Annotated in this window: 25 protein-coding genes, 1 tRNA gene and 2 pseudogenes; 13 read left to right on the forward strand and 15 right to left on the reverse strand. The window is 61.7% G+C overall.

All coding sequences use genetic code 11. From position 1 onward, the window contains the following. Nucleotides 1-3 precede the first annotated feature (3 nt). Both cobT and X773_RS53625 read left to right on the forward strand, forming a co-directional pair. A complete protein-coding gene (cobT, locus tag X773_RS53620) occupies nucleotides 4-1,014 on the forward strand; it encodes a nicotinate-nucleotide--dimethylbenzimidazole phosphoribosyltransferase (protein WP_023676647.1) in 1,011 nt (336 codons plus the stop codon). Nucleotides 1,015-1,040: 26 nt separating this feature from the next. Then, nucleotides 1,041-1,781: a hypothetical protein gene (locus tag X773_RS53625; protein WP_023676648.1), complete on the forward strand. Its 741-nt coding sequence runs from the start codon at nucleotides 1,041-1,043 to the stop codon at nucleotides 1,779-1,781. Nucleotides 1,782-1,882: 101 nt separating this feature from the next. On the opposite strand, the gene X773_RS53630 is transcribed toward X773_RS53625, so the two are convergent. Together X773_RS53630 and X773_RS53635 are read right to left on the reverse strand one after the other, a co-directional pair. Continuing rightward, nucleotides 1,883-1,958, reverse strand: a tRNA-Lys gene (locus tag X773_RS53630). A 344-nt stretch (nucleotides 1,959-2,302) separates the two neighbouring features. After that, nucleotides 2,303-3,208 (reverse strand): PhzF family phenazine biosynthesis protein, encoded by a 906-nt coding sequence (locus tag X773_RS53635; protein WP_023676649.1) that lies wholly within the window; start codon nucleotides 3,206-3,208, stop codon nucleotides 2,303-2,305. Between the two features lie 111 nt (nucleotides 3,209-3,319). On the opposite strand from X773_RS53635, the gene X773_RS53640 reads away from it, so the two are divergent. The 4 genes from X773_RS53640 to X773_RS53655 all read left to right on the forward strand — a co-directional run bounded on the left by X773_RS53640 (nucleotide 3,320) and on the right by X773_RS53655 (nucleotide 6,898). Further along, complete coding sequence (locus tag X773_RS53640) at nucleotides 3,320-4,612, forward strand: efflux RND transporter periplasmic adaptor subunit (RefSeq protein ID WP_023676650.1); 1,293 nt, start codon at nucleotides 3,320-3,322, stop codon at nucleotides 4,610-4,612. A 2-nt stretch (nucleotides 4,613-4,614) separates the two neighbouring features. Continuing rightward, on the forward strand, nucleotides 4,615-5,322 hold the full coding sequence (locus X773_RS53645; protein WP_031211754.1) for an ABC transporter ATP-binding protein: 708 nt from the start codon (nucleotides 4,615-4,617) through the stop codon (nucleotides 5,320-5,322). 2 nt (nucleotides 5,323-5,324) lie between these two features. Continuing rightward, a complete protein-coding gene (locus tag X773_RS53650; RefSeq protein WP_023676652.1) occupies nucleotides 5,325-6,542 on the forward strand; it encodes an ABC transporter permease in 1,218 nt (405 codons plus the stop codon). Nucleotides 6,543-6,655: 113 nt separating this feature from the next. Beyond that, the gene (locus tag X773_RS53655) at nucleotides 6,656-6,898 is read left to right on the forward strand and encodes a hypothetical protein (RefSeq protein ID WP_023676653.1); all 243 of its coding nucleotides are present in this window, start codon (nucleotides 6,656-6,658) and stop codon (nucleotides 6,896-6,898) included. Here the strand turns inward: X773_RS53655 and X773_RS53660 are convergent. Next, nucleotides 6,895-7,623, reverse strand: a complete 729-nt coding sequence (locus X773_RS53660) for a hypothetical protein (RefSeq protein ID WP_023676654.1) — start codon at nucleotides 7,621-7,623, stop codon at nucleotides 6,895-6,897. The genes X773_RS53655 and X773_RS53660 overlap by 4 nt on opposite strands. Nucleotides 7,624-7,630: 7 nt before the next feature. After that, nucleotides 7,631-8,743, reverse strand: coding sequence for an endonuclease/exonuclease/phosphatase family protein (locus X773_RS53665; RefSeq protein ID WP_023676655.1), 1,113 nt, complete (start codon nucleotides 8,741-8,743; stop codon nucleotides 7,631-7,633). Between X773_RS53665 and X773_RS76370 the strand changes: the two genes are divergently transcribed. The 3 genes from X773_RS76370 (at nucleotide 8,742) to X773_RS53675 (ending at nucleotide 9,976) form a co-directional block, all read left to right on the forward strand. After that, nucleotides 8,742-8,879, forward strand: coding sequence for a hypothetical protein (locus X773_RS76370; protein WP_156937338.1), 138 nt, complete (start codon nucleotides 8,742-8,744; stop codon nucleotides 8,877-8,879). The two genes, X773_RS53665 and X773_RS76370, sit on opposite strands and share 2 nt — an antisense overlap. Before the next feature lie 51 nt (nucleotides 8,880-8,930). Then, the gene (locus X773_RS53670; RefSeq protein WP_023676656.1) at nucleotides 8,931-9,515 is read left to right on the forward strand and encodes a BA14K family protein; all 585 of its coding nucleotides are present in this window, start codon (nucleotides 8,931-8,933) and stop codon (nucleotides 9,513-9,515) included. 176 nt (nucleotides 9,516-9,691) lie between these two features. Continuing rightward, nucleotides 9,692-9,976 carry a PilZ domain-containing protein gene (locus X773_RS53675; RefSeq protein WP_023676657.1) on the forward strand — a complete coding sequence of 95 codons (285 nt, stop codon included), beginning with the start codon at nucleotides 9,692-9,694 and terminating at the stop codon, nucleotides 9,974-9,976. Between the two features lie 12 nt (nucleotides 9,977-9,988). Here X773_RS53675 and X773_RS53680 read toward each other — a convergent pair whose 3' ends face one another. The 5 genes from X773_RS53680 to X773_RS53705 form a co-directional block, all read right to left on the reverse strand. Continuing rightward, nucleotides 9,989-10,612, reverse strand: coding sequence for a hypothetical protein (locus X773_RS53680; protein ID WP_023676658.1), 624 nt, complete (start codon nucleotides 10,610-10,612; stop codon nucleotides 9,989-9,991). Further along, nucleotides 10,605-11,126, reverse strand: a complete 522-nt coding sequence (locus tag X773_RS53685) for a hypothetical protein (RefSeq protein WP_023676659.1) — start codon at nucleotides 11,124-11,126, stop codon at nucleotides 10,605-10,607. Before X773_RS53685 ends, X773_RS53680 begins: the two co-directional genes overlap by 8 nt. A 499-nt stretch (nucleotides 11,127-11,625) precedes the next feature. Beyond that, on the reverse strand, nucleotides 11,626-12,603 hold the full coding sequence (locus X773_RS53695; protein ID WP_023676661.1) for a DUF3592 domain-containing protein: 978 nt from the start codon (nucleotides 12,601-12,603) through the stop codon (nucleotides 11,626-11,628). Between the two features lie 257 nt (nucleotides 12,604-12,860). Then, the gene (ilvC, locus tag X773_RS53700; RefSeq protein ID WP_023676662.1) at nucleotides 12,861-13,880 is read right to left on the reverse strand and encodes a ketol-acid reductoisomerase; all 1,020 of its coding nucleotides are present in this window, start codon (nucleotides 13,878-13,880) and stop codon (nucleotides 12,861-12,863) included. Nucleotides 13,881-14,015: 135 nt separating this feature from the next. Beyond that, the gene (locus X773_RS53705) at nucleotides 14,016-14,669 is read right to left on the reverse strand and encodes a TetR/AcrR family transcriptional regulator (protein ID WP_023676663.1); all 654 of its coding nucleotides are present in this window, start codon (nucleotides 14,667-14,669) and stop codon (nucleotides 14,016-14,018) included. A gap of 153 nt (nucleotides 14,670-14,822) precedes the next feature. On the opposite strand from X773_RS53705, the gene X773_RS53710 reads away from it, so the two are divergent. After that, the gene (locus tag X773_RS53710) at nucleotides 14,823-15,251 is read left to right on the forward strand and encodes a DUF1772 domain-containing protein (protein ID WP_023676664.1); all 429 of its coding nucleotides are present in this window, start codon (nucleotides 14,823-14,825) and stop codon (nucleotides 15,249-15,251) included. Between the two features lie 37 nt (nucleotides 15,252-15,288). Here X773_RS53710 and X773_RS53715 read toward each other — a convergent pair whose 3' ends face one another. Further along, complete coding sequence (locus X773_RS53715; protein WP_023676665.1) at nucleotides 15,289-15,741, reverse strand: MarR family winged helix-turn-helix transcriptional regulator; 453 nt, start codon at nucleotides 15,739-15,741, stop codon at nucleotides 15,289-15,291. Between the two features lie 100 nt (nucleotides 15,742-15,841). On the opposite strand from X773_RS53715, the gene X773_RS53720 reads away from it, so the two are divergent. Continuing rightward, nucleotides 15,842-16,147 carry a Rieske (2Fe-2S) protein gene (locus X773_RS53720; protein WP_023676666.1) on the forward strand — a complete coding sequence of 102 codons (306 nt, stop codon included), beginning with the start codon at nucleotides 15,842-15,844 and terminating at the stop codon, nucleotides 16,145-16,147. A 1-nt stretch (nucleotide 16,148) separates the two neighbouring features. Next, nucleotides 16,149-16,874, forward strand: a complete 726-nt coding sequence (locus tag X773_RS53725) for a glutathione S-transferase family protein (protein ID WP_023676667.1) — start codon at nucleotides 16,149-16,151, stop codon at nucleotides 16,872-16,874. On the opposite strand, the gene X773_RS53730 is transcribed toward X773_RS53725, so the two are convergent. Together X773_RS53730 and X773_RS53735 are read right to left on the reverse strand one after the other, a co-directional pair. Continuing rightward, nucleotides 16,822-18,060, reverse strand: coding sequence for an NAD(P)/FAD-dependent oxidoreductase (locus X773_RS53730; protein WP_023676668.1), 1,239 nt, complete (start codon nucleotides 18,058-18,060; stop codon nucleotides 16,822-16,824). The genes X773_RS53725 and X773_RS53730 overlap by 53 nt on opposite strands. A gap of 74 nt (nucleotides 18,061-18,134) precedes the next feature. Then, the gene (locus tag X773_RS53735) at nucleotides 18,135-18,545 is read right to left on the reverse strand and encodes a helix-turn-helix domain-containing protein (protein ID WP_023676669.1); all 411 of its coding nucleotides are present in this window, start codon (nucleotides 18,543-18,545) and stop codon (nucleotides 18,135-18,137) included. 136 nt (nucleotides 18,546-18,681) lie between these two features. On the opposite strand from X773_RS53735, the gene X773_RS74505 reads away from it, so the two are divergent. Beyond that, a complete protein-coding gene (locus X773_RS74505; protein WP_084641112.1) occupies nucleotides 18,682-19,572 on the forward strand; it encodes an SDR family oxidoreductase in 891 nt (296 codons plus the stop codon). Between the two features lie 210 nt (nucleotides 19,573-19,782). On the opposite strand, the pseudogene X773_RS0137890 reads toward X773_RS74505, so the two are convergent. From X773_RS0137890 to X773_RS53745, 3 genes and pseudogenes are all read right to left on the reverse strand, one after another. Then, nucleotides 19,783-21,648 (reverse strand): annotated as a pseudogene (locus X773_RS0137890) (potassium transporter Kup); the annotation flags it as partial. 158 nt (nucleotides 21,649-21,806) lie between these two features. Next, nucleotides 21,807-23,496 (reverse strand): annotated as a pseudogene (locus X773_RS53740) (potassium transporter Kup). 96 nt (nucleotides 23,497-23,592) lie between these two features. Then, on the reverse strand, nucleotides 23,593-24,333 hold the full coding sequence (locus X773_RS53745; protein ID WP_023676671.1) for a pyridoxine 5'-phosphate synthase: 741 nt from the start codon (nucleotides 24,331-24,333) through the stop codon (nucleotides 23,593-23,595). Between the last annotated feature and the right edge of the window lie 61 nt (nucleotides 24,334-24,394).

Consider the following 24,394-nt stretch of genomic DNA (forward strand, 5'->3'; position numbering starts at 1 on the left):
CCCATGCCTTTCAAATCGCTCGATGAACTGCGCGCCGCCTGCCTCGACCTGCACAGCGGCAGCGACGCCGCGGCCAACGCCGTCGCCCACCGCCAGGACACGCTGACCAAGCCGCAAGGCAGCCTCGGCCGGCTGGAGACAGTAGCCGCCTGGCTGGCGCGCTGGCAGGGCCGCGACATACCAAAGCTCGACCGCGTCAAGGTTTTCGTCTTTGCCGGCAACCACGGCGTCACCGCGCAAGGCGTGTCGGCCTTCCCGTCGGAGGTCACCGTGCAGATGGTGGCGAATTTCGCCGGCGGCGGCGCCGCCATCAACCAGCTTGCCCGCATCGCCGGCGCGGAGCTGGACGTCATCCCGCTCGACCTCGACCGTCCGACCGGCGACTTCACGCAAGAGCCGGCGATGGACGACGAAGCCTTCCTCGCCGCCGTCTCGGCAGGCTACGACGCGATCAGCAGGGATCTCGACCTTGTATGTTTCGGCGAAATGGGCATCGGCAACACCACGCCGGCGGCGGCCATCTCGACCGCGCTGTTCGGCGGCGGCGCGGAGCGATGGACAGGGCGTGGCACCGGCGTCGACGACGCCGGCCTCGTGCGCAAGATCGTCGCCATCGAGGCCGGCCTGAAGCGCCACGCCCCGGCGCTAGCCGACCCCCTGAAGGTAGCGGCAGCCCTCGGCGGCCGCGAGCTCGCGGCGATCCTTGGTGCGACGCTAGCTGCGCGCCACCTGGGCGTCCCGGTGCTGCTCGACGGCTTCGTCTGCACCGCCGCCGCCGCACCTTTGGCAGCGCTGCACCCTGCTGGCCTCGCTCACACCATGGCCGCTCACGTCTCAGCTGAATCCGGCCACCGCCGCCTGCTCGAAGCGCTCGGCCTGCCACCCTTGCTCGACCTCGGCATGCGGCTCGGTGAAGGCTCCGGCGCCTGCCTCGCCGTCAACATTGTTCGTTCAGCGCTCGAATGCCATGCCCGCATGGCAAGCTTTGCTGAGGCTGGTGTTTCGGAGAAGTAAGGCGGAGCCAAGCGCGGATCGCGTTGATGAACAAACTCTCACAGATTTTCGGAGACCCCAAACAGGGGCTTCGCGATATTCTTGCTCGGATCATCAGAGATTTCGATAGCAAGAGCGGCGCTTTTGCCGGGCTGAAATACAATTCCCCGTGGATACGCGCCACCGAAGATTGGGCAGAGCGATCGGGCCATACGGTCGAAGAGCTGTGCGAGATGATTTCTCAATGCCGGATTTCGGTTCGCTCTGGGAATCCGACGAATCCGCCAATCATCCAAATTTTTGAAGATCTTCGCAGTGCTGCGGAAGAGTGGAGAACAGAGACAGGTTACAGTGATCCGCCCATCCATCTGACCCCGGAATTGACGAAATTCCCTAATCGCAAAGAACTGAAAGCCCATACCCTGAAGGTATGGAGTTCTTTGGGATTGGCGAGGCAATGGCATAGCTATGATGCCAAGGACCTTAGGTTCTGCGGAATTTTTGAGGACAGATTTGGTCACAATGTTACAGTCAGAATGACCTTTAAGCTTGGATATGGTGGGGCGATTCGGCTGGATTTTCACTTTTCTTACTACGCAGACGGTGAACCTACATTCTTTGAACTGGGCGGTCTCTCGGGCGAGGCGCTATTCCATGCACTTCGACTGCCCAGGCATCCTGAACTCGAATGGATCGCAAGCAAGAGCAAAACAAACTTCGATGCCGTCGACGGCGTGATAGCCATAACGCGAGCAATCCTGACCTATCTGAAGCCCACTATCCAATAGTCGGGCGAGTCAGCTAGCCGCTTGCCGACATGTGCGACGGGCAAAAGCTGTCTCGCGCCGCGGCTCGATGTAAGGTCTTTCCACCAAATCCCGGAGATTTTTGGTGGGTGCGCACAGGATTGAACTGTGGACCCGCTGATTAAGAGTCAGCTGCTCTACCAACTGAGCTACGCACCCACTCGGCCGGTAAAACCGGCGTTGGCGGGCATATAGCCGCCGACATCCGCCATGTCCAGCCCTGCCGATTCATTTCCCGACAAATCGCACCGGGGGTCTCGTCATCCCTGGGCGGAGCGAACGCGAAGCGGAGCGCAGACCCTGGGATCCATGCCGTTACAGTCGTCGAAGAACGCAGCGACGCGGATTAGCATCCGTCCGCAAATGAGCAGAAGACGGCGGCTCGTTGAAGTCCAGCTTGCACCGTCGGCGCATTGCCGTCCGGTCACGGCATGGATCCTATGGTCTTCGCGACGTCGCTTCGCTCCTGGTCCGCCCTAGGATGACGAAACGTAAGGGTAGGATCAGACAAAAAGCCTGCCTTCAGCCACCTTCACCGCATGGCCGCCAATGCGGGCGGCCGCCAGTTTGCCGCCTTCGACATTCAGTTCGAGGCGAATGCGCGAAGGCCGGCCCATCTCCAGCCCCTGCTCGATCCACAGTTGTGAAACACCGTCGGTCGGGCCGTCGAAATGCATGATCGCGCCGGCGAAGGCGGCCGCCGCTGAGCCGGTCGCCGGGTCTTCGTAGGACGGATTGCCGGGCACCATCATGCGGACATGGAAGGCGCTGTCGTGATGCACCGTCTCGCGGCAATAGACATAGGGGCTGGCGAAGGCCCAATCGCTCTTGCGTGGTGCAAGCTCCGACCACGCCTGGTTGTCCAGCCTGATCCGGACGGCCGCCTCCAGATTGGCGACGGGGATGGTCACGTAGGGCACGCCCGCCGACCAGAACGAAACGCGGTGGTTCTCGAAGCCGATCTCGTGCGGCCCAAGGCCAAGGGCCGCGCCGATCGCCTCGGGATCGGCCGACAATGCCAGCTGCGCCGGCAGTTTCGCCAGGTCGAACTCGGCAAAGGTCGAACCGTCGTGCTTGCTGACAGCGCAGCGCACCGGACCGATATTCTCCTCGAGCACGAAGATGCCGGCGGCCTCTCCCGCCATTTCGGCGAGCGCTATCGCCGAGCCGACGGTTGGGTGGCCGGCGAACGGCATTTCATAGTCGGGCGTGAAGATACGGATGCGGGCCCGGTGCTTCGGGTTGTCCGGCGGCAGCAGGAAGACGGTTTCGGACAGGTTGAACTCGCGCGCCACCGCCTGCATCGCCGCAACGTCCAGCCCATCACAGTCGAGCACGACGGCCAGCGGATTGCCGGCCAGCCGGTTGGTGGTGAATACGTCGTAAAGCAAGTAATTCCGCGGCTGCATCTCAGTAAGTCCTCTGCCTCATTCCAAACATGAGCGAAATTTAATTTGAATTTTGAACCATAAGGCCTGATTTGTGCACCGATGGGATATCACTGAACATAGGGGTCTGGCGTGGACCAGATTGTCAATCTGCCAAAGACGGAATCCGCTTCCGCCATCGAGACGGCGCTCGGGCTCGACCACCAGGGCCTGAAGACAAAACGCCGTCGCGGTTGGCTTTACGCAGTGTTCGCACTGCTTGCCGTCGCCGCGAGTGTCGTCGGCTACCAGTGGTATGCGGGCTCGCCCGCCAAGATCGAGTATACCACGACACTGGCCGCCATGGCCGACCTTACCGTCGCGGTTTCGGCTACCGGCACGCTGCAGCCTCTCACCCAGGTCGATATTTCCAGCGAACTCTCCGGCGTCGTCCGCTCGGTTTCAGTCAACGAGAACCATCTGGTGAAGAAGGGCGATGTGCTGGCCGCGCTCGACACCGCAAAGCTGGAGGTGCAGATCGAGCGCGCCCAGGCCTCCGCCAAGGCAGCGGCGGCGAGCGTCGAGGACGCCACCGTGACCGTGGCCGAAAACGAAAAGGGCCTGGTGCGCGCGGTACAACTCACCAAGCGCGGCATGGCGACGGACCAGTCGCTTGAAGCGGCAACCGCCACCCGCGACCGCTCGAAGGCGGCGCTTGATATCGCCAAAGCCAACCTCGCCATGGCCAATGCCGATCTCAAGGCGCAGCAGACGGATCTTGCCAAGAGTACCATCTACGCTCCGATCGATGGCATCATATTGACGCGCTCGGTCGACCCCGGCCAGACGGTCGCCTCCTCGCTGCAGGCGCCGGTGCTGTTCGTCATCGCCGCGGATTTGAAGAACATGGAACTGAAAGCTGCGGTCGACGAGGCCGATATCGGCGCAGTAAAACCTGGCCAGCATGCGCGCTTCACCGTCGACGCTTTTCCTGAACGGCCATTCGACGCCGAGATCCGGGACATTTCCTATGCCTCGGTCACCACCGACGGCGTCGTCACTTACGATGCAAGGCTGGATGTCGACAATAGCGAGCTTCTGTTACGGCCCGGCATGACTGCCACCGTCTCGGTCGTCACCAAGCAGGCCAAAAACGTGCTCACCGTGCCATCGATCGCCTTCCGCTACCGGCCGGCGCAGACGGCGGACCGCGGCTGGAGCCTCACCGACCTGTTCACCGGCCGCATGGGGCGCCCGGGCGGCAACCGCCAGCGGCAGGCGGCGACGAAGCCCATCGACGGCTCGCGCACGCTCTACGTGCTGGAGAATGGCCGGCCGCATCCGGTCAACGTCAGGGTCGGCTCGACAGATGGCGAACTGACCGAAATCGTTTCCGGCCTGGAGGAAGGCGCGCAAGTCATTACCGCCTCGCAGCAGCGGAGCTGATCGTGGCATCGGGCGCGACCCTCATCGGCTTCGACAAGGTCTGGAAAAGCTATGGCCAGGGCGAAGCCCGGGTGCACGCGCTGGCCGGCGTCGACCTCGCCATCAGGCGCGGCGAATTCGTCGCCATCATGGGCCCGTCCGGTTCGGGCAAATCTACGGCCATGAACATCATTGGCTGCCTCGACACGCCGACTGCTGGGACCTACAGCTTCGAAGGCATCGATGCCGGCCGTCTCGACCGCAACCGCCGTGCTCAGCTGCGCAATCTCTATGTGGGCTTCGTCTTCCAGGGCTATAATCTCTTGCCGCGCACTACGGCGGCGGAGAATGTCGAACTGCCGCTGATCTACCGCGGCGTTGGTGCCCGCGAGCGTCGCGGCCTTGCCATGCAGGCGCTTGCCGAGGTCGGCCTTGTCGGCCGCGAGCATCATACGCCAGCCGAGCTGTCCGGCGGCCAGCAGCAGCGCGTGGCGATCGCCCGCGCCATCGTCACCAGGCCGACGCTGCTCGTTGCCGACGAGCCGACCGGCAATCTCGACACCGCACGCACGCACGAGATCATGGAACTCCTGACGCAATTGAATACCGAACTCGGCTTGACGATCGCCATGGTCACGCACGAAGCCGACGTTGCCGGCTATGCCCAGCGCACGATCCGTTTCCTCGATGGCCATGTCGCCTTGGACACAGCCAATCTCGAGATGGCCTAGCCATGATCTGGGAAACCGTTCGCCTCTCGCTCCGCTCCATCCGCCGCAACGTGCTGCGCTCGTTCCTGACGCTGCTCGGCATCGTCATCGGCGTTGCCGCCGTCATCGCCATGCTGACCATCGGCTCGGGCACCACCGAAAAGGTCAAGTCCGATATTTCCAAGCTCGGCAGCAATCTGCTCGTCATCCGTTCCGGCCGTCCGGCCGGGCCTGGCGGACCTGGAGGGCTCGATCAGGTCGTCCGACCGCTGGGCGACAAAGATCTTGCAGCGCTTGCCGCGCATCTGGACGGCTCGCGCGCCATCTCGCCGGCGTCGCAAAAGCAGGTGCGCGTCATTTTCGGCACCGAAAGCCTGACCTCGGGCGTCACCGGAACCGACAGCGCCTATCTCGATGCCCGCGACTGGAAGCTGGTTTCGGGCCGCCCCTTCAGTGATTCGGAAACCCGCTCGGGCACCGGCGTCTGCCTCATCGGCGAGACGGTGCGCCAGCAGTTCTTCGGTGCCGGCGACCCCGAAGGCGAGATCATCCGCGTCAACCGCACCTCCTGCAAGATCATCGGCCTGCTCGAACCGAAGGGCTATACCGGTTTCGGCCAGGACCAAGACAATGTCGTGCTGATGCCGCTCGCCGCCTATCAGCGTCGCATTGCCGGCAATCGCGACATCGAATCGATCTATGTCGCCGCCGACGACGGTACGCCAACCACGGTGCTGCAGCAGCGCGTCGAGGACATCTTGCGCGACACACGCCGCATCACGCCCGACCGTGACGATGATTTCTCGATCCGCGACATGACCCAGATCGCCGATGCCATGGCCAGCGCCACCACCACCATGACTGGCATGCTCGGCGCCGTCGCCGGCGTCAGCCTGCTCGTCGGCGGCATCGGCATTATGAACATCATGCTGGTGTCGGTAACCGAGCGCACGCGCGAGATCGGCATCAGGCTCGCCATCGGCGCCCACGAAAAGCACATCCTCATCCAGTTCCTGGTCGAGGCAACCGTGCTGTCGCTGCTTGGCGGCATCATCGGCATCCTGATCGGCCTGGCGCTGGCCGGCCTCGCCTCGGTGACGCTGACGATCCCGTTTGCGCCGAGCCCGGCGGTCATCCTGCTTGCCGTCGGCTTTTCCGCGCTGATCGGCATGGTGTTCGGCTTCTTCCCGGCGCTGCGCGGCGCGCGGCTTAACCCGATCGACGCGCTGAGGCATGAATAGGCATTGCAGCAAGTGTCGCCTCCAGACGCTGCCGATTTTTTATGCAACCTGCCCTTGTCGCAGCACATTCTGCAATGATAACAATGCTGTTGGGGACTAAGGGGGAACAATGGATGAGCAAGAAAGCGCGACTGGCTCTGGCGATTGTGATCGTCGAAGCCGCCTTGGCAGGGCTTTGGTGGAATTTGATCCTTTATGGGATGGAGAATCCCGATCGCGTCACCGCTGACTTCCAGCAGGTAATTGGGCAGACGATGGGAACGACGATGGGCGCGCTCCTGGGTCTCGGCGTGCTGTTGTATTTTGTTGCCGCCCGCAACGACCGCAAGGCTATTGAAGGTAGGCTACGACGTTAGAGTTGGAAACCTTGCTCGCTCGCAAAGTGCCATTCGATCAGCGGTCTCATATGCGGCATCAACCCGTCCGGCAAGTCGGCTGCATTGCGGATGATGACGGGGCCTTCGATTTCAGGCTCTGACTCGGCCGCGACGAAAGCGCTGATCCGCTGTGCCAGGTCGTCGGCGGAGGCCGTCTCTCGGTAGCGGCGAAAGATCACCGTGCCGCTTGCCGTCGACAGGGCGTAATGGCGCCTGCCGCGTGTCGCGCCTGACAGGTCGAGACCGGTCTCTTCGCGCACCTCGCGGATCATGTTGAAGTCGACGTCGACAAGGCCATCGCGGAAATCGCTTGGCTCGAACGAACCGGCGGCGAAGTAGACGCGCCCCGCATTGACCGTATGCGGCGCCATGCGGATCGCCACAAGCGCATTGTCGCCGGCGACCAGCATGGCATGGGCATAGGCGTGCTCGGCCCCGGCCACCTGTCGATTGCCGCGCCAAAGCATGAAGGTCGAATACCGCACCGCATGGCAACGGCCGACTAGGCGATTGTCGCGATAGCTGAGAGCGGAAAGCAGCACCACGGTGCCGTCGAAAAGCGCCGGCTTGGCCGCGGTCTCACGCCGCCAGTTCTCGGCGATCGCGTCGGCATGATCGCGCTCGAACGGATGCGGGCCGGAATCGAGCCTGACGTCGATGGCATCGACCGGCAGGATGACGTTGCGCGGCAGGTCGAAACTCACGCCTGTCTCACGCCATGTCGAGGGTAATTGCTACCGGGCAATGGTCGGATGCCTTCGGCCGGTCCCACCCGGCGCGTGGGAAGCGCTCGACCTCCTGGCCCGCCGGAAATATGGTGCGCCAAGGCTGGCCGTTGCGGATGATATCGGGAACGGCGGTGGCGTTCTGCCTGGCCAGCGCCCTCGACAAAAGGATGTAGTCGAGCTGGCAGAGATGCCGCTCTTCCGGTCCGCGTGTGTGATAGAAAGTCCAGCGGTCCATTTCCGGCCGCCGCTCGACCGCGTTTTCACAAAAGCCGCCGGCAGTGAGCACATCGATGCAGGACCGGCTCTCGTCGATGACCTCGAAACGGTAGCCGTCGACGGCATCGCCGGTAATCTTCACGCGCTGCCGGTAGTCGTTCATATCGCCGCAGATTGCCCAGCGCTTGTCGGCGGCATGGTCCTTGCCGAAGCGCTCCTCGATGATCCGGCGCACTGCTTGAGCTTCGGCGATGCGCAGCGGCATTGTCGCTTCACGGCCGTCGAGGCCGTTGCGGGGCGAGCCCATCGACTTGAAATGAACGAGGTAGAGCGTCAACGGCGCGCCAGCCACCGTCAGATCGATTTCCAGGCAGTCGCGCCGGAAGATGCGTTCATTGGCCTGGTAACCAAGCGCTGCCAATTCCGCCGTGTGCAGCCCGAATTGCTCGAACGTGACATAGGCGTAGCTGGTCATGCGCACGAATTCGATCGGCTGGCCCTGCGCGGTCTCGTTGCGCATCATCACGGCGACGTCGATGCCGCGCGAATCATTGCCGGCGGTGGTGTATTTCTGTCGGTAGCCTTGCCCCACCATCTTGAACAGATAGCCATATTCGAAGGCCCTCAGCGCCTCGATATTGTCGACCTCCTGCATGCAGATGATGTCGGCGCGGGTGGCCGCGATCGCCAATGCCGTCAGCTGCCGCGTGTCGTCGGATTGGGCGATGGCCCGCGCCTGCTCGAGCATCTTGTATTCGGCCTCGCTCTGAATGTCGAAAAGCGCCAGTGTGCGGTCTTCGTTGAGTTGGTTGCGGTAGCCGGAATAATCAAACCTGTTCATCAGGTTTTCGACGTTGAAGGTGGCAAGGCGCAGCGACATGGCTTTGACCTTTGCCCGCAAGCGCGCCCGAAAACAAGGGCGCAGAAACCAGGCGGCTCTGATTGATCGCGCGCTCGCCATGGTTGACGGAACCTTTTTGTTCATCTTCCGTTCAGATGGAAAGTTCCATCAATAGGCCCTTCCCCGGGGTATTCTGGGCGTGGGGCCTGAATCTTCGGAGAGTGCGATGAAACCGCTCTTTTTATCTTCTGTCGGATCCGGGCTGATGGCCCTCGGTCTGATCGCCGGCCTCTCGGCCCCCTCGCTTGCCGGGCCGATACCCAAACCCCTGCTGCCGGTGGCGGGCAATGCCGCCGACATCGTGCAAATTCGTGAAGATTGGGCAGGCGGCAACGACAGGCAGATCTGGCGTTGGCGCAATCACGGCTTTCGGCAATGGCGCGGCGACGATGGTTGGAGATGGCGGTCCAACAATTTCCGCGGCCGTCATTTCTCGAGACACTGGGACAATGGCGACTGGAATGACAACTGGCGTTGGCGCCATCACCGCCGCCATTACCGCGGCGGTTACTACGATGATGGTGCCGGCGCCGCGATTCTTGGGCTGGGCCTGGGGTTTGGCCTCGGCAGCCTATACAACAATTACAACTACTACGATGCGCCCGCACCGCGGCGCTACTACCGGACACAGCGGCTTTCCAGCGCGCATGTCCAATGGTGCTACAATCGCTACCGGTCGTACCGCGCCTGGGACAACACGTTCCAGCCCTATAACGGGCCGCGCCAGCAATGCTACTCGCCCTATAGCTGAGCAGGCCGGTAATAATATCGTCTGGCGCCGCGCGTTGCGGCGCCGATTTTTTCTTACGGCCAGCAACCGCGAAAAATCGCCAGCCTCCACTGCTGATAACGCTATTTTTATCAGGCAGGTCTAATAATCCTCCCGATCAGAACGCCCGAGACGCGAAGATGGCTGGATTGCGTGCGATGGCCGAGGACGAACAGAGGGACAAACACCGGCAGCGCGTCTTGAAGGGCGCGACGATCCTGACCGGCGTGAGCAATTCCGAGGTCACATGCACGCTGCGCAACATGCATGCCGGCGGCGCCGAATTGAAGATCTCGATCGACGCGCGCGTGCCCGATGAGTTCCTGCTCTATGTTCCGACCGACGGCATTGCCTACAAGGCGGTGGTCCGCTGGCGCCGCGAGGACCGAATTGGGGTGATGTTCACCGGCACCGAGCCAAAGCCAAGCTGGCACTACGGCTGATATCTACCGGCGCTATCCGGGTGGCAGGACTTGCAGTGTCTGCTCGTCAAACAGCGGCTCTTCCTGGCCAACGCGAACGAATAGAAGCTTTCGCAGTTCGGGTGATTGCACCTCGAAATACTGAATGCCGTCCGGGGCTTCGCCCCATTCGCCGCACGGCGGTTCGCCGACCTCGTCAGGGTCGGCAACGGCTTTCAATTCACTGAGATAAACGGCATCGGGACTGAAGACATACCGCAGGGTGCCCGTGGGCGTGACCCCTTCGGTGTAAGGCATGAACACGCAACGTGTGCTGACAGCCTTCTCGGTCTTCTGCGAGTATATGCGCTGTAATGCAGCATCGGCGGCCTCGCCAGGCAGCATATCGAAGACTTCGACGACGGGATCGGCCGGCCCGCCGTCGCTGTATTTGATGGCAAGAGCATTGCCGCCAAGCTCGAAATGAATCCGGCGAAAACCGAAATCGCAGCGCTGCACCCAGGCAGCCAGCCCAACATCCTTGTCCGCCAGCCGTTCCCAAGCGCATTTGTCGACAGGCGGACGCGACGGCTTGCTTTGGTCGGCACGAGCGCCGGTTGCCATGGCCATAAGGACCGGCAGGGCGAAGATGCAGGCCGGCAGTCTCTTGCTATTCATCGCTACAACCCGTCAAGCTAAAGGCGTCCCAGGCTGAACCGTCGGGATTGGCTTTGGCGAAATCGGGCCATTCGGTAAAAATCGCGCCGAAGTCAGGCAACAGCAACCCTGCCGGTGCCGGCGAGGCTTCGCGGGAACTCAACTGCTCGGCACCGCCTGCATTGAACGCATAGACCTGCCCATCCCACACTCTGCACAGCCCGGTGCCGTCCTCGAGACCAGCCTCACGATCGTCGTCGGTGCAGGTGTGCCGGATCGTGCCCACAGGAAACGAGTACTTGCCATTGGTCCAGGTAATGTCCGACGGCAGACGAATGTCGGTGTTGGGCACGATCAACGAAAAGACCTCGGTCGTCAGCGCGGCCGGCTCATTGTTGGTTGGCCGGAACTGTATCGTCGCTCCCGAACGCGGCTCGCGATAGGTCGCATGGCTGAGCGAACATTCTGTTGCGTTCGCTGCTTGCAACAGGCTCAGCATGCTCAGAAAAATAGCTGCTGCTTTGTGGATGATCATTTAAGTCCCTTGGAGCAGCATCATTGTGAAGTCTGAGCATCGATGCTTTAGCATGGCCCAAGGCCACGTCGAAAAGAAGAATCAATCATGCGAAATCTCTTGATGCTCATTTCGATCCTAGCATTTTCGTGCGGCCACGCCTTCGCCGCGGAACAGTATGTGGGTATATGGTCCGGGAACAGATCGAACTGTACCGCCGTTGCGGATGTTCAACGCCAGACTGTCTACACATTATACCGCGACGCGCTGTCGGTCCCTGCTCTCGGCTGCGAACACGCAACGTTCCTCAAGACGCCCACGGGCTGGGTGGCGCGGGCCAGCCAATGCTACGGATCCGACCCGTCGGCCAAAGAGCCGTTCTCCCGTGTCATCCATATTGTGGTCGACGGGGCGACGGTGAGATTGACATGGCCTGGCTTCGACAGCGGAGTTCTTGTCAGATGCTGAAGACAAGTGCCCTTCCTCTGGATCTACAGCGTCTAGGGCGGCAGCTTCAGCATTAGATCACCCCGACAAGCAGCGCGGCTCCACCTATCAAGCCAACGGCGCAGACCCACAGGAGCCAAAGCCCGCTCACCCTGCATTCGAGAACCGCTGCAACTGGGTTGTCGGGATCGTAGTGGACCTCAACCTTGTCGCCCTGGAGGTAGCGCTGCGATTGACCGCTGACGAGCCTCGGCAGCGAAGCCGTCACGTTTGCGCCGAAAGCGATGCGATCGGCGGCGTAGCGCTGGCCGGCGACGCTATAGCTGTAGACGATGCGGGATTTGAAGACTGTTCGCCAGGGCCGATAGCCGCCTCCGGACCTGTCGCGGGTCTCGAATTTCTGCAGGCCCGAGGCGTCGATGCGTCCTGCCGTGATGGGCCATTTGGCCGCCTGTTCCGCAAGTGACTTCTGGGCAAAGCCCATGCGCAGGACAAATAATCCCATGAAAAGCAGCAGGGCCGCGGCGCCGAGGTTCTGCGGCTTGGGCAAAAACGGCCGGACCGCTTCGAGGACGCCGCCGACGGAGAAGACCAATACAAGCGCGCCGACCACCAGCCCGGCCGAAAGCTGGACCATGAACTTGAAGGAGCCGTCGGGCATGGTGCGTTCGATCACGGCCTTGGCTGGATCGGCCGGATTGTAGAAGACGGTTACGCCGGCCCCGTTTGGAAATTTCGCAAGGGTTTCCGCCACGGCAAAGTTTCCAAGGTTCTCCTGCACGCTGTAGTGCGAACTGCGAAATGTCTTGCCGTTCACTTTGTATTCGAAGGTGATTGCCGGGAAGTTGCGGATTTCGGTCGACCCTCTGCTGTCCGAACCGGATCCCGAACTGGTCACCTCGCGAGCCTCGACCCGCGACGAGATGATCTTTCCCGGCGTAGGAGACCAGTGGCTGACCACCCTCACCTCCCACCACTTCAGCAAGGTGACGAGGGAGAGCATGCCGGCAACCGCGCAGGCAAACCCGACCAACAGAAATTTGAGTTCCAACTCTCACCCCCTTTGGCACTTTTGTGCCATGCCCCGCACAGGCATATCACGGTGATGAGGATAGTGCGCCTGTGCAGAAGCCTGGAAACCACACAATCTTGATGCGAAAAGGCCGGCGGATCGCTCCGCCGGCCTTTCTTGATTGGCAATGAAATTGCGATCAGTTCTTGGCCTTGTCGACCAGCTTGTTCATGGAAATTCCCACGCGCCCGCAGGGCGAAGCCCGAGGACGGGTAACGAAACGAACGTGGATTCCTTCAGTTCTTGGCCTTATCAACCAGCTTGTTCTTCGAGATCCACGGCATCATCGCGCGCAGCTTGGCGCCGACTTCCTCGATCTGGTGGCTGTCGTTGTTGCGGCGGATGCCCTTGAAGCGCGACATGCCGGCGCGGTATTCCTGCATCCATTCCGAGGTGAACTTGCCGGTCTGGATATCCTTCAGCACGCGCTTCATCTCGGCCTTGGTCTCGGCAGTGATGATGCGCGGGCCCGAGACATATTCGCCCCATTCGGCGGTGTTCGAGATCGAGTAGTTCATGTTGGCGATGCCGCCTTCGTAGATCAGGTCGACGATCAATTTGACCTCGTGCAGGCACTCGAAATAGGCCATTTCCGGCGCGTAGCCGGCTTCCACCAGTGTCTCGAAGCCGGCGCGGATCAATTCGACCAGGCCGCCGCACAGCACCACCTGCTCGCCGAACAGGTCGGTCTCGCACTCCTCGCGGAAATTGGTCTCGATAATGCCCGAGCGGCCGCCGCCAACGCCGCAGGCGTAGGAGAGCGCCAGGTCGAGCGCATTGCCCGAAGCGTCCTGGTTGACCGCGACCAGGCACGGCACGCCACCGCCCTTCTGGTATTCGCCGCGCACCGTATGGCCAGGCCCCTTCGGCGCGATCATCACGACGTCGACCGAAGCTTTGGGCTCGATCAGGCCAAAATGCACGTTGAGGCCGTGGGCGAAGGCGATTGCCGCGCCATCGCGGATGTTTGGCGCGATCTCGGATTTGTAGATGTCGGCCTGCAGCTCATCCGGCGTCGCCATCATCATCAGGTCGGCCCATTTGGCGGCATCGGCTACGCTCATCACCTTGAGCCCGTCGGCCTCGACCTTCTTGGCGGTCGCCGAGCCGGCCTTGAGGCCGATGGCGATGTCCTTGACGCCGGAATCCTTGAGGTTGAGCGCATGCGCCCTTCCCTGGCTGCCATAGCCGATGATAGCGACCTTCTTGCCCTTGATCAGGTTGAGATCGGCGTCGCGATCGTAATAGACACGCATTTTTCTTCCTTCCCGTTTTGAACCAGAGCATGATGCCGAAAAGTGTGAAGCGGTTTTCGGACGACATCATGCTCCATCTTTTAGTGTAGAGCCGGATTCAGATTTCAGGTCGATTTGACCTGAAATCATCCGGCTCTATGGGCCCTGCGGCCCGGTTTTTGCCCCGAAAAGAGCGAGAAACTGCTGCGTCGCCCGGACGGCGTCGCCGCCGATCGCCACATCAGTCAATTCCAGCCGGTCGCCAAGCAGCAAGCGGATCTGCACGTCACGGGCGACCAGCCCGAAAAAGGTGCGGAACGCCGTCTCCGCGTCCGAAAATTCAAGGAACCCGGCCTGTCTCCCGGCCTCCAGCACCGGCTTGAGGCGCTTGGCCAGCGCAAATCGACCGTTCTCCAGCACGATGACGCCGAGATCGTCCTTCCCCGAACTAGCATGGCCGACCGCCACCCTGTTCAGCGCGATCGAGGTGTCACTCGAAATTACCTTGAGCCAGTCCGAAGCGAAGCGTTCGAGGCTCGCCGTCAGCGAAGGGAGGTCGAGCCCCTTGCGGTCGACCGGCACTACCCGCACCTTGGACGCCTGCCATTGTACCGTTGCCGTCAACAGCCCGTCGCGATCGCCGAACCATTTGTAGAGCGTCTCCTTCGAGCAGCTCGCCCGCCGCGCCACGGCGGTCATGGTCAACTGATCGCCCTCTTCGACCAGCAGGCGAAGGGCGGCGTCGAGCACGTCCTTCTGCCGCTCCGTCAGCGCCTCGCTGGTGTCGATGTCGGTCACAGCGTGCAACACAGTTTTTCCTCCGGAGGCAAACTCACCCGCAGTTCAGATACGAGCTCGATGGCGTACCGTACGTTACGGTTCGGCTTTATGGCGTATTGCCCGACCCGACGCAACCCTTTATTTCTGTTTGCTCCATGCGGGGCATCACGGGAGACACGGATCATGCTCGCCGGATTGCTTGCCTTGACCGTTGCCGCAGTGTTCGCCGGCGCGGCTATCTACGTCAGCGTCGCCGAGCAGCCGGCGCGGCTTCGCCTCGATGACAAGGCATTGCTGCAGGAATGGCAGCCTTCCTACAAGCGCGGCGCCGCCATGCAGGCCTCGATCGCCGTCATCGCCTGTATTCTGGGCCTCGTCGCCTGGTGGCTGACCGGCAATCTCGCTTATCTGGTCGGTGCCTTGCTGATCATCCTGCCTTGGCCATGGACGCTGCTGGTGATGATGCCGGCAAATAGGTTGCTGGAGGCGATGGACGCGAACTCCGTCAATCCTGAAGCTCGGACATTGATCGCCAAATGGGGCAATCTACATCTGGTCCGCGTCGGTCTTGGCGTTCTGGCGACGTTGGCATTCCTCTTGGGCAGTGCCTGACCTCGCCAATCGGTGCCATCTTCGTCATGAAGGCGTGTCACTCCAGGGCGGGCGGATCTCGCAGGCGCCCAAGCAGAGCTGACAGCGCGTCGAGCTCATCATTGGAAAGCCGGGAGCCGACCAACTCCGCGATCGACCGGCCGTAGACAGCCCACATGCGGCGGCGCGTCTCGCGTCCCTTGTCTGTGACGCGGACTGTTTGCCCGCGGCCGTCATCGGCAACTGGAAGCTTCTCGACCTGCCCGTCGGCTTCGAGCCGCGCCAGCAGCCGGGAGATGTTGTACTGCGCAAACAGGGTGCGCTCGGTGAGTTGGAACGGCCGCAATCCGCCCTCGCCCGCCTCGGCAAGCTCATGCAGGACGTCGTACCAGGCAAGCGGCGGCAGGCCACTGTCCTTCAGCGCGTCCTCGGCTCGTTCCAACAACTGGCGCGAAACCCGCATCAGGCGGGCCCAGGCCTTGATGGCTGGAGGTGAAGGAATCCCGGTCATGATTGCATCGTAGGCGATAGATGCAATTGCATCAAGCTTGACGATCGATGCAAATGCATCTATATAGATGCAATCGCATCAATCATGAGAGGCAATTCCGATGAAGCATGAAATCTGCAGGATCGCCGACATTCCGGAAAAAGGCAGCCTCATCGCTCCGTTTTTCGGCCGCGAGGTCCATGTCTACCGCAGCGGCGAGCGTATCCGCGCTGCCGCCAACGTCTGCCTGCATTTCGGTGGCCCGCTCGGCTGCAAGGACGGCAAGCTCGTCTGCCAGTGGCACGGCGCCTCGTTCGACATGGCGAGCGGTGGTCGCCTCGAAGGCCCGGCGCCGAAGGGCTCCCGCCTGATGTTCCTCTCCACCCGCGTCGAGGACGGCGCATTAAACTATGTCTGGGGAGAGTGAGATGATCGACAAGCTCATCCTCGTCAGCCACCATCTTTGTCCCTATGTGCAGCGCGCGGCGATTTCACTTCGCGAAAAGGACGTGCCATTCGAGCGCATCACGGTCGATCTCGCCAACAAGCCTGCCTGGTTCAAGGCGACATCGCCGCTCGGCAAGGTGCCGCTGCTCCGCGTTGAGCATGACGGCCAGGAAACGGTGATCTTCGAATCGCTCGTCATCCTCGAATTCCTCGAGGAAACCCAGCCCGATCCGCTGCATCCCACCGACCCCTATGCCCGTGCCCGGCATCGCGCCTGGATCGAGTTCGGCTCGGCAATCCTCAATGCCATCGGCCGCTTCTATTCAGCACTCACCGAAGCCGCCTTCATCGCCGAACGCGGGGCTCTGGCAGCAATGTTCGATCGCCTGGAAGAGGAACTGGCGAACGGCGCGGCTGGGCCATGCTTCGACGGCGAGCGCTTTTCACTGGTCGACGCGGTCTACGGCCCGATTTTCCGTTATTTCGAGGTCTTTGACCGGATCGGCGATTTCGGCATCCTGGACGGAAAACCGCATGTCCAGGTGTGGCGCGAGGCGTTGCGCAAACGCCCATCCGTGAAGGGCGCGGTCGCTCCCGATTATCCGCAACGCCTCCATGCATTCTTGCAGGCTAAGGGTTCGCACCTTTCGGAAATCAGGCGCCAAGGCGATCCGGCCACAGCGCTTCCGCAAGCCCTATCGGCTTGAATGGATTGAGCACCGTTCCTGTAACCATGGAAGCAAGAAACTGCGGCGCCGGCGGGACTTTTGCCAGCGTCGCCACCAGCCTGTCGCGGACGAACGGCATCACAATCGAATCCGATTGATAAAACGGCGTCAGCACCAGCGACAGCGCCTGGAAGACCCGCACATGCCATCGCCGTGTCCGGACATAGGCCGCCAGTGCAGTATCGATACGGTCCGTTCCTATGAGTGCGTAGTTGAGCGCGGCTGCATCGAGCAGCGCCATGTTCGCGCCCTGGCCGAGCTGCGGGCTCGTTGAATGGGCCGCATCGCCGATAACAGCCAATCGCCGTCCGGCTGGCGTCTTCATCGTGTGATGGCCATAGCGCGCCAGCGAAAGCTGCTCGAAACTGTCGATCTGGTCGATGAAGGCCGCGCATTCAGGCCACAGCCCGACCAATCTCGCCTTCCATGCATCGAGACCTGCCGCCCATACGTGCTCGGCATCCGCCGGCTTGAGGCTCCAGAAGAATGCCGCCATCTTCTGGGCACCGGGCTCAGGCCGGCCGATTGGCAGCACGCCGATCATCACGCTCGCACTGTCGTAGCGCTGCAGCAGCGCGTGCTCGTCGAAACCCTCGCCGCGCCAGCCGAGCGATGCCCAGAACGCGCCATAGGCGAGCGATCGCGGTTCGCCCGGATTGTTCACGCACCGCCGCAGTTTGGAGCGTGAACCGCTGGCATCCACTACCAGGTCGAACGACCCTATCCGTCGTCCGTTGCCGCAGATCAATGTTGCCCGCTCGCCGGTTTCCAGCGTCTCGAGCTCGATACCTGTCTCGATGGTGATCGCCTGGCGCCGGGCGGCGCGGAAAAGCACGCCGAACAGAGCCGCGCGGTGCACCGCCAGCCCGAAGCGACCGCCGCGCTGGGCATCATAACGGACATCGAGCACGGTGCGGCCAGTTCTGGCGTCTGCACCATGCAGGCGGTCTATGCGGCTGCCCAGCGCCAGAATGTCGTCGAGCAGGCCGAGATCGGCAAGCACCGTCAGCCCGGTCGGCTGCAGGATCAGCCCGGACCCGACCGGCTTTGGCTGGTCGAAGCGTTCGAAGATGGTGACCCTATGTTCGGCGCGCGTGAGATAGAGCGCGGCGGCAAGTCCAGCCGGCCCGGCGCCGGCAATCGCGATGTCCAGAGAATTGCCCATCTGCCCGACCCAACCCAGGCCGGACAATCCTTCAGCGCTATCGCTAAATCAAGCCGCTGTCTCGGCCTTGAGGCTCAGCCCTCGGCTGCATCGAAAATCTTCCGCGCCTCGCGTACAGCGCCGTGATTGAGCTCGGCCCATTGGATCAGCTGATGCAAGGGTCCAAACATCGAGCGCCCGAGATCGGTGAGGCTGTATTCGACGCTCGGCGGTTTGGTTGGAAACACCTGGCGATGCACATAGCCGTCGCGCTGCAGATCGTGCAGCGTCTGGGTGAGCATGCGCTGTGAAATGTCGGGCACGAGGCGCCGCAACTCGCCGAAGCGGTACGCCTTCTCGGCCAAGGCCTCCATCAGCAGCGAACTCCATTTATTGCTTATGCCCTGGATCACGTCGCGAACCGGGCAATCCGCAAGGTTTCCGCCACCGCTGCCTGCTTTGTATATCTCGAGCTTCGATCTCAGATTGACGATCTTGCCGTCCATGGCTGGTTCCCTGGATGTGCCTACCTCCCGCAAAACTGCCTTCTTTACGAGGATGGGTCAATTCCTATTTTAGTGCTGGTCTCTTTTTGAGACTAACATATGCACCCGCCGCTCCGGCGCAACGTCAGGACATCTCATGACCGACACCCTTCTCGTCACCGGCGCCTCCGGCCAGCTTGGCCGCGGCGTCATCAATCATCTGCTTGACACGCTCAAGGTCTCCCCTCAGCGCATCATCGCCGCCACCCGCAATCCGGAAAATCTGGCCGATCTGGCAGCCCGAGGCGTCACCATCCGGGCAGTCGACTTCGACGACACCGCGTCGTTGGCCAGTGCATTCACCGGCGCCGACAGGGTTCTGATCATTTCGACAAACGAGCTCGCCGTTCCGGGCAAGCGCCTGAAGCAACATGAGGCCGCGGTCGCCGCCGCAAAAAGCGCCGGCGTTTCGCATCTGCTCTACACGTCGATGCCCAATCCGGAGCCAGGATCGCCGGTACTGTTTGCGCCCGATCACCACGGCACCGAGCAGGCGATCAAGGCGAGCGGTATCCCCTACACCATCTTCCGCAACGGCTGGTATCAGGAGAACCTGTTCATGGCGCTGCCGCACGCCATCGCCTCGGGGCACTGGTACACATCCGCTGGAGACGGCCACATTGCCCATGGCGCGCGCGACGATATGGCAGCCGCGATCGCCGCCGGCCTTGCTTCGAGCGCAACCGAAAGCACGACATACACGCTGACCGGCCCCAAGGCCCACACGATGGCCGAGATTGCAGCCCTCGTCACCGAGGTCACCGGCAAGCCGATCGAAGTTATCCAGCTTTCGGATGAAGCGCTGACCGAGGGATTGAAGGCAGCCGGCGTTCCCGAAGCGTTTGCGCCCGTCATCGTTTCCTTCGACACCAACACCCGCTCCGGCCGGATCGGCATGGTGACCGACGCGGTCGAGACGCTGTCCGGCAGGAAGCCGCAGCCGCTGAAGCAATTTCTTGAAGCAAACAAGGCGGCTCTGGTGAGCTGAGCCTGACAATGGCCGTGCCCTCAAAGGGCACGGCCATTTGTTCAGATAGCCACCTGCGTCCCGATCTCGACCACCCGTCCGGTCGGGATCTGGAAATATTCCGTCGCATCGGCCGCCGTGCGCGCCAGCCCGATGAACAGCTTGTCCTGCCAGACCGGCATGCCGGAATTGGGCGAGGCCTTGAGAGAGCGCCGCGACAGGAAGAAGGANATATTCCGTCGCATCGGCCGCCGTGCGCGCCAGCCCGATGAACAGCTTGTCCTGCCAGACCGGCATGCCGGAATTGGGCGAGGCCTTGAGAGAGCGCCGCGACAGGAAGAAGGAAGTCGTCATGATGTCGAACTTCCAGCCCTGTTTGCGGCAGATCGCCAGCGCACGCGGGATGTTGGGCTGCTCCATGTAGCCGAAGGTCAGCGTCACCCGCATGAACAGCTCGTTGACCATTTCCATCTTGACGCGCTCGCTGTCGGGCACAACCGGCTGCGGTGCCGTCACCACCGAAAGGATGACGTTCTGCTCGTGCAGCACCTTGTAGTGCTTGAGGCTGTGCATCAGCGCGGTCGGCGCGCTCAGCGGGTCGCTGGTCAGGAACACCGCGGTGCCCGACACCAGATGCGGTTTCTTCTTCAGCAGATTGCCGGCAAGGAAATCGAGCGGGATCTCGTTCCGGCGCGTCTTGTCGAACAAATAGCGGCTGCCGCGGATCCAGGTCCACATAGTCATCACGATAACTGCGGCGATGGCAAGCGATGCCCAGCCACCTTCAAACACCTTGACTATGTTGGCGGCAAAGAAGCCGGTATCGACGAAGGCGAACACGGCCATCAAGGCGATCGCGACGCCGAGCGGCCATTTCCAGATGCGCGTCATCACAACAAAAAGCAGTACATTCGTCACCAGCATGTTGCCGGTCACCGAAATACCGTAGGCCGAGGCCAGGCGGCTGGATTCGCCGAAGCCGACCACCAGCAACATCACCACCAGCGCCAGCATCAGGTTGATGCGCGGCAGATAGATCTGGCCCGACTGTTTTTCCGACGTATGCTGGATAACGAAACGCGGCAGCATATTGAGCTGCACCGCCTGTCTGGTCAGCGAAAAAGCGCCGGAGATCACCGCCTGGCTGGCGATGACGGTCGCCGCCGTCGCCAGCACGACCATCGGAATAAGCGTCCAGCCCTGGTTCATCTCGAAGAATGGATGACCGACAACGCCGCCATTTGCCAGCACGAAGGCGCCTTGCCCGACATAGTTGAGCAACAGACAAGGGAACACGATTGCCAGCCAGGCGAGTACGATCGGCTTGCGGCCGAAATGGCCGAGGTCGGCATAGAGCGCCTCGGCGCCGGTGACGGCGAGGAAGACCGCACCAACCGTGACGAAGGCGACATCGGGCGAGTTGACCAGGAACGACACGATGTAATGCGGGCTGATCGCCAGCAGGATTTCCGGATCGGCGATGATGTGGTTAATGCCGGAAAGGCCGATGGCCAGGAACCACAGAGCCGTGACTGGCCCGAACACCAAACCTACGCCGCCGGTGCCGAATCGCTGTACCGCAAACAGGATCGCCAGGATGGCCAGTGTCAGCGGCACCACATAGGGCTGGAATGTCGGCGTGACGACATTCATACCTTCGACCGCCGATAGCACCGAGATCGCCGGCGTAATGACTGCGTCGCCGAAAAAAAGCGCCGCGCCGACGATGCCGATGCCGAGGATCACCGCCGAGCGCGTCGGGAAACTGTTGCGCGCCAGCGCCATCAGCGACAGCACCCCGCCCTCGCCTCGATTGTCGGCGCGGAGCACGAACATGATGTATTTGATGGTGACGGTGATCGTCAGCGACCAGATGATCAGCGACAACACGCCGAGGATGTCGCCACGGTTGGCGACGTTGCCACCGGCCGATGCATGCAACGCCTCGCGAAATGCATAGATCGGGCTGGTACCGATATCGCCGTAAACAACGCCGAGCGCGCCCAGCATCAGCACCTTGGTGCTGTGCTGCTCGACCTCAGAATGGCTCGATTGTTCGACAGGTTCTGCCTCGTTACCAGCATTGGTAAGGGCCATGGACGACACTCCGGTAAGCGGGCGGTGCTCTACGCTTGCTGCGCTGCAATATCAAGTGCCGTCACGTAATGGCTCCGTCCCGATATTGCGAGTCCTCCACGACTTGGCAGACTCAGTCCGATCGGCAGACCACCTGGAATGTCGCAACGGACACGTTTTTAAATAGCCACCTGCGTCCCGATCTCGACCACCCGTCCGGTCGGGATCTGGAAATATTCCGTCGCATCGGCCGCCGTNGTCGGGCACAACCGGCTGCGGTGCCGTCACCACCGAAAGGATGACGTTCTGCTCGTGCAGCACCTTGTAGTGCTTCAGGCTGTGCATCAGCGCGGTCGGCGCGCTCAGCGGATCGCTGGTCAGGAACACCGCGGTGCCCGACACCAGATGCGGTTTCTTCTTCAGCAGATTGCCGGCAAGGAAATCGAGCGGAACCTCGTTCCTGCGGGTCTTGTCGAACAGATAACGGCTCCCCCGCACCCATGTCCACATTGCCATCACGATCACGGCAGCGACAGCGAGAGACGACCAACCACCTTCGAAAACCTTGACGATGTTGGATGCGAAGAAACCAATATCGACCAGGCTGAACAGCGCCATCAGCGGAACCGCGACGGCTAGTCGCCATTTCCAGATGCGCCTCATGACCACGAACAGCAAAATGTCCGTCACCAGCATGTTGCCGGTCACCGAGATGCCATAGGCTGACGCCAGAGCGCTCGACTCCTCGAAGCCGACCACAAGCAGCATGACAACCAAGGCCATCAGTAGATTGACGCGCGGCAGGTAGATCTGACCCGACTGCTTTTCCGACGTATGCTGGATTTCGAAACGCGGCAAAATGTTGAGTTGCACCGCTTGGCGGGTCAGTGAAAAGGCCCCGGAAATAACCGCTTGGCTGGCGATCACCGTTGCGGCCGTAGCCAGCACCACCATTGGAACAAGCGCCCAGCCCGAGTTCATCTCGAAAAAGGGGTGACCGACAACGCCGCCATTGGCCAGGATAAAAGCACCTTGCCCCGTATAGTTGACCAGCAAACACGGAAATACGATCGCCAACCAGGCAAGCACGATGGGTTTTCGGCCAAAGTGACCGAGATCGGCGTAGAGTGCTTCGGTCCCGGTAACGGCCAGAAAGACAGCACCGATGGTAACGAAGGCTACGTCGGATGAGTTTATCAGGAAGGACACGCCATAAAGCGGATTGACCGCCAGCAGGATTTCCGGGTCGTCGATGATGTGGATAAGCCCGGACACACCGATGGCCAGAAACCAGACGGCGGTAACGGGACCGAACACCAAGCCGACGCCGCCGGTGCCGAAACGCTGCACCGCGAACAGGATCGCCAGAATCAGCAAAGTCAGCGGCACGATGTAGGGCTGAAACGCCGGTGTAACGACGTTCAAGCCTTCGACGGCCGACAGCACCGAGATTGCCGGCGTGATGACAGCGTCACCGAAAAACAGCGATGCACCGATTATGCCTACACCGAGGATCAGCCCCCACCGCTGGGGAGCGCTGCCGCGTGCCAGCGCCATCAGCGAGAGTATGCCGCCCTCGCCGCGATTGTCCGCGCGCAACACGAACATGATGTATTTTATGGTGACAATGATCGTCAGCGACCAGATGATCAGCGACAGCACGCCGAGGATATCGCCGCGCTCAGCGATATTGGTGCCGGACGAAGCATGCAGTGCCTCGCGCAACGCGTAGATCGGGCTGGTGCCGATGTCGCCGTAGACCACGCCGAGCGCGCCCAGCATCAGCACCTTGGTGCTGTGCTGCTCGACGGTGGAGTGGCTGGATTGCTCGATGGGTTCCGCCTCGCTACCAGCGTTGGCAAGGGCCATGGACGACACTCCCATAGACGTGCGGCGCTCTATGCTGCGGGATGGAAAGGACGCGCTGCCGTGCCGGGAACGCATGGCCTATCGGCTCGCCTTTCTCTACCAGCCACAAGCCTTCAGAAACCGCCTGACCGTTGCGGCCATGCCATACTCCAACGCATCGGCTGTCAACCCATGTCCGATCGACACTTCGGCCAATGCCGGGATACACTTGGCCAGTGCCGGCAAATTGCTCACCACAAGGTCGTGCCCGGCGTTGACCTGGAGCCCTGCAGCCAGTGCGGCATCCGCCGTTTTTCCCAATTTCTCCAATTCCTTCGCCGCTTTTGCCGAATCGGAATGATAGCTGCCGTATGGACCCGTATAGAGTTCGATCCGGTCGGCGCCGGTGTCGCGAGCGGCTTTCACGCCAGCGGGATCCGGATCGGAAAACAGCGATACGCGAAAGCCTCCCTTCTTCAGGCGCTTGACAACCGGTGTCAGGAACGCGGCCTCGGCGGCGAAGTTCCAGCCATGGTCGGAAGTCGCCTGCGCCGGGTCGTCGGGCACCAGCGTCACCTGCTCCGGCTGGTGCTTTTCCACAAGCGCCAGGAAATCCTCGGTCGGATAGCCCTCGATGTTGAATTCCGCATTCGGGAACTCGTCGTCGATCAGCGCCCTGATCTGCGGCAGATCGGAATGCCTGGTGTGCCGCTCGTCGGGTCGCGGGTGCACCGTCAGCCCATGCGCGCCGGCAGCAAGCGCGATGCGTCCAAGCCCGGTCACGCTTGGCCACGGCAGGTCGCGTCGGTTGCGCAGCATGGCGATGGCATTAAGGTTGACGGAAAGCTTTGCAGGCATTTGCACGGCTCCAGGCTGATCTTGGCGCGCATCTATACCGCCTTTAACGGGAACAGACAGA

Origin of the sequence: Mesorhizobium sp. LSJC280B00 (assembly GCF_000502835.1) — a bacterium.
Lineage (GTDB): Bacteria > Pseudomonadota > Alphaproteobacteria > Rhizobiales > Rhizobiaceae > Mesorhizobium.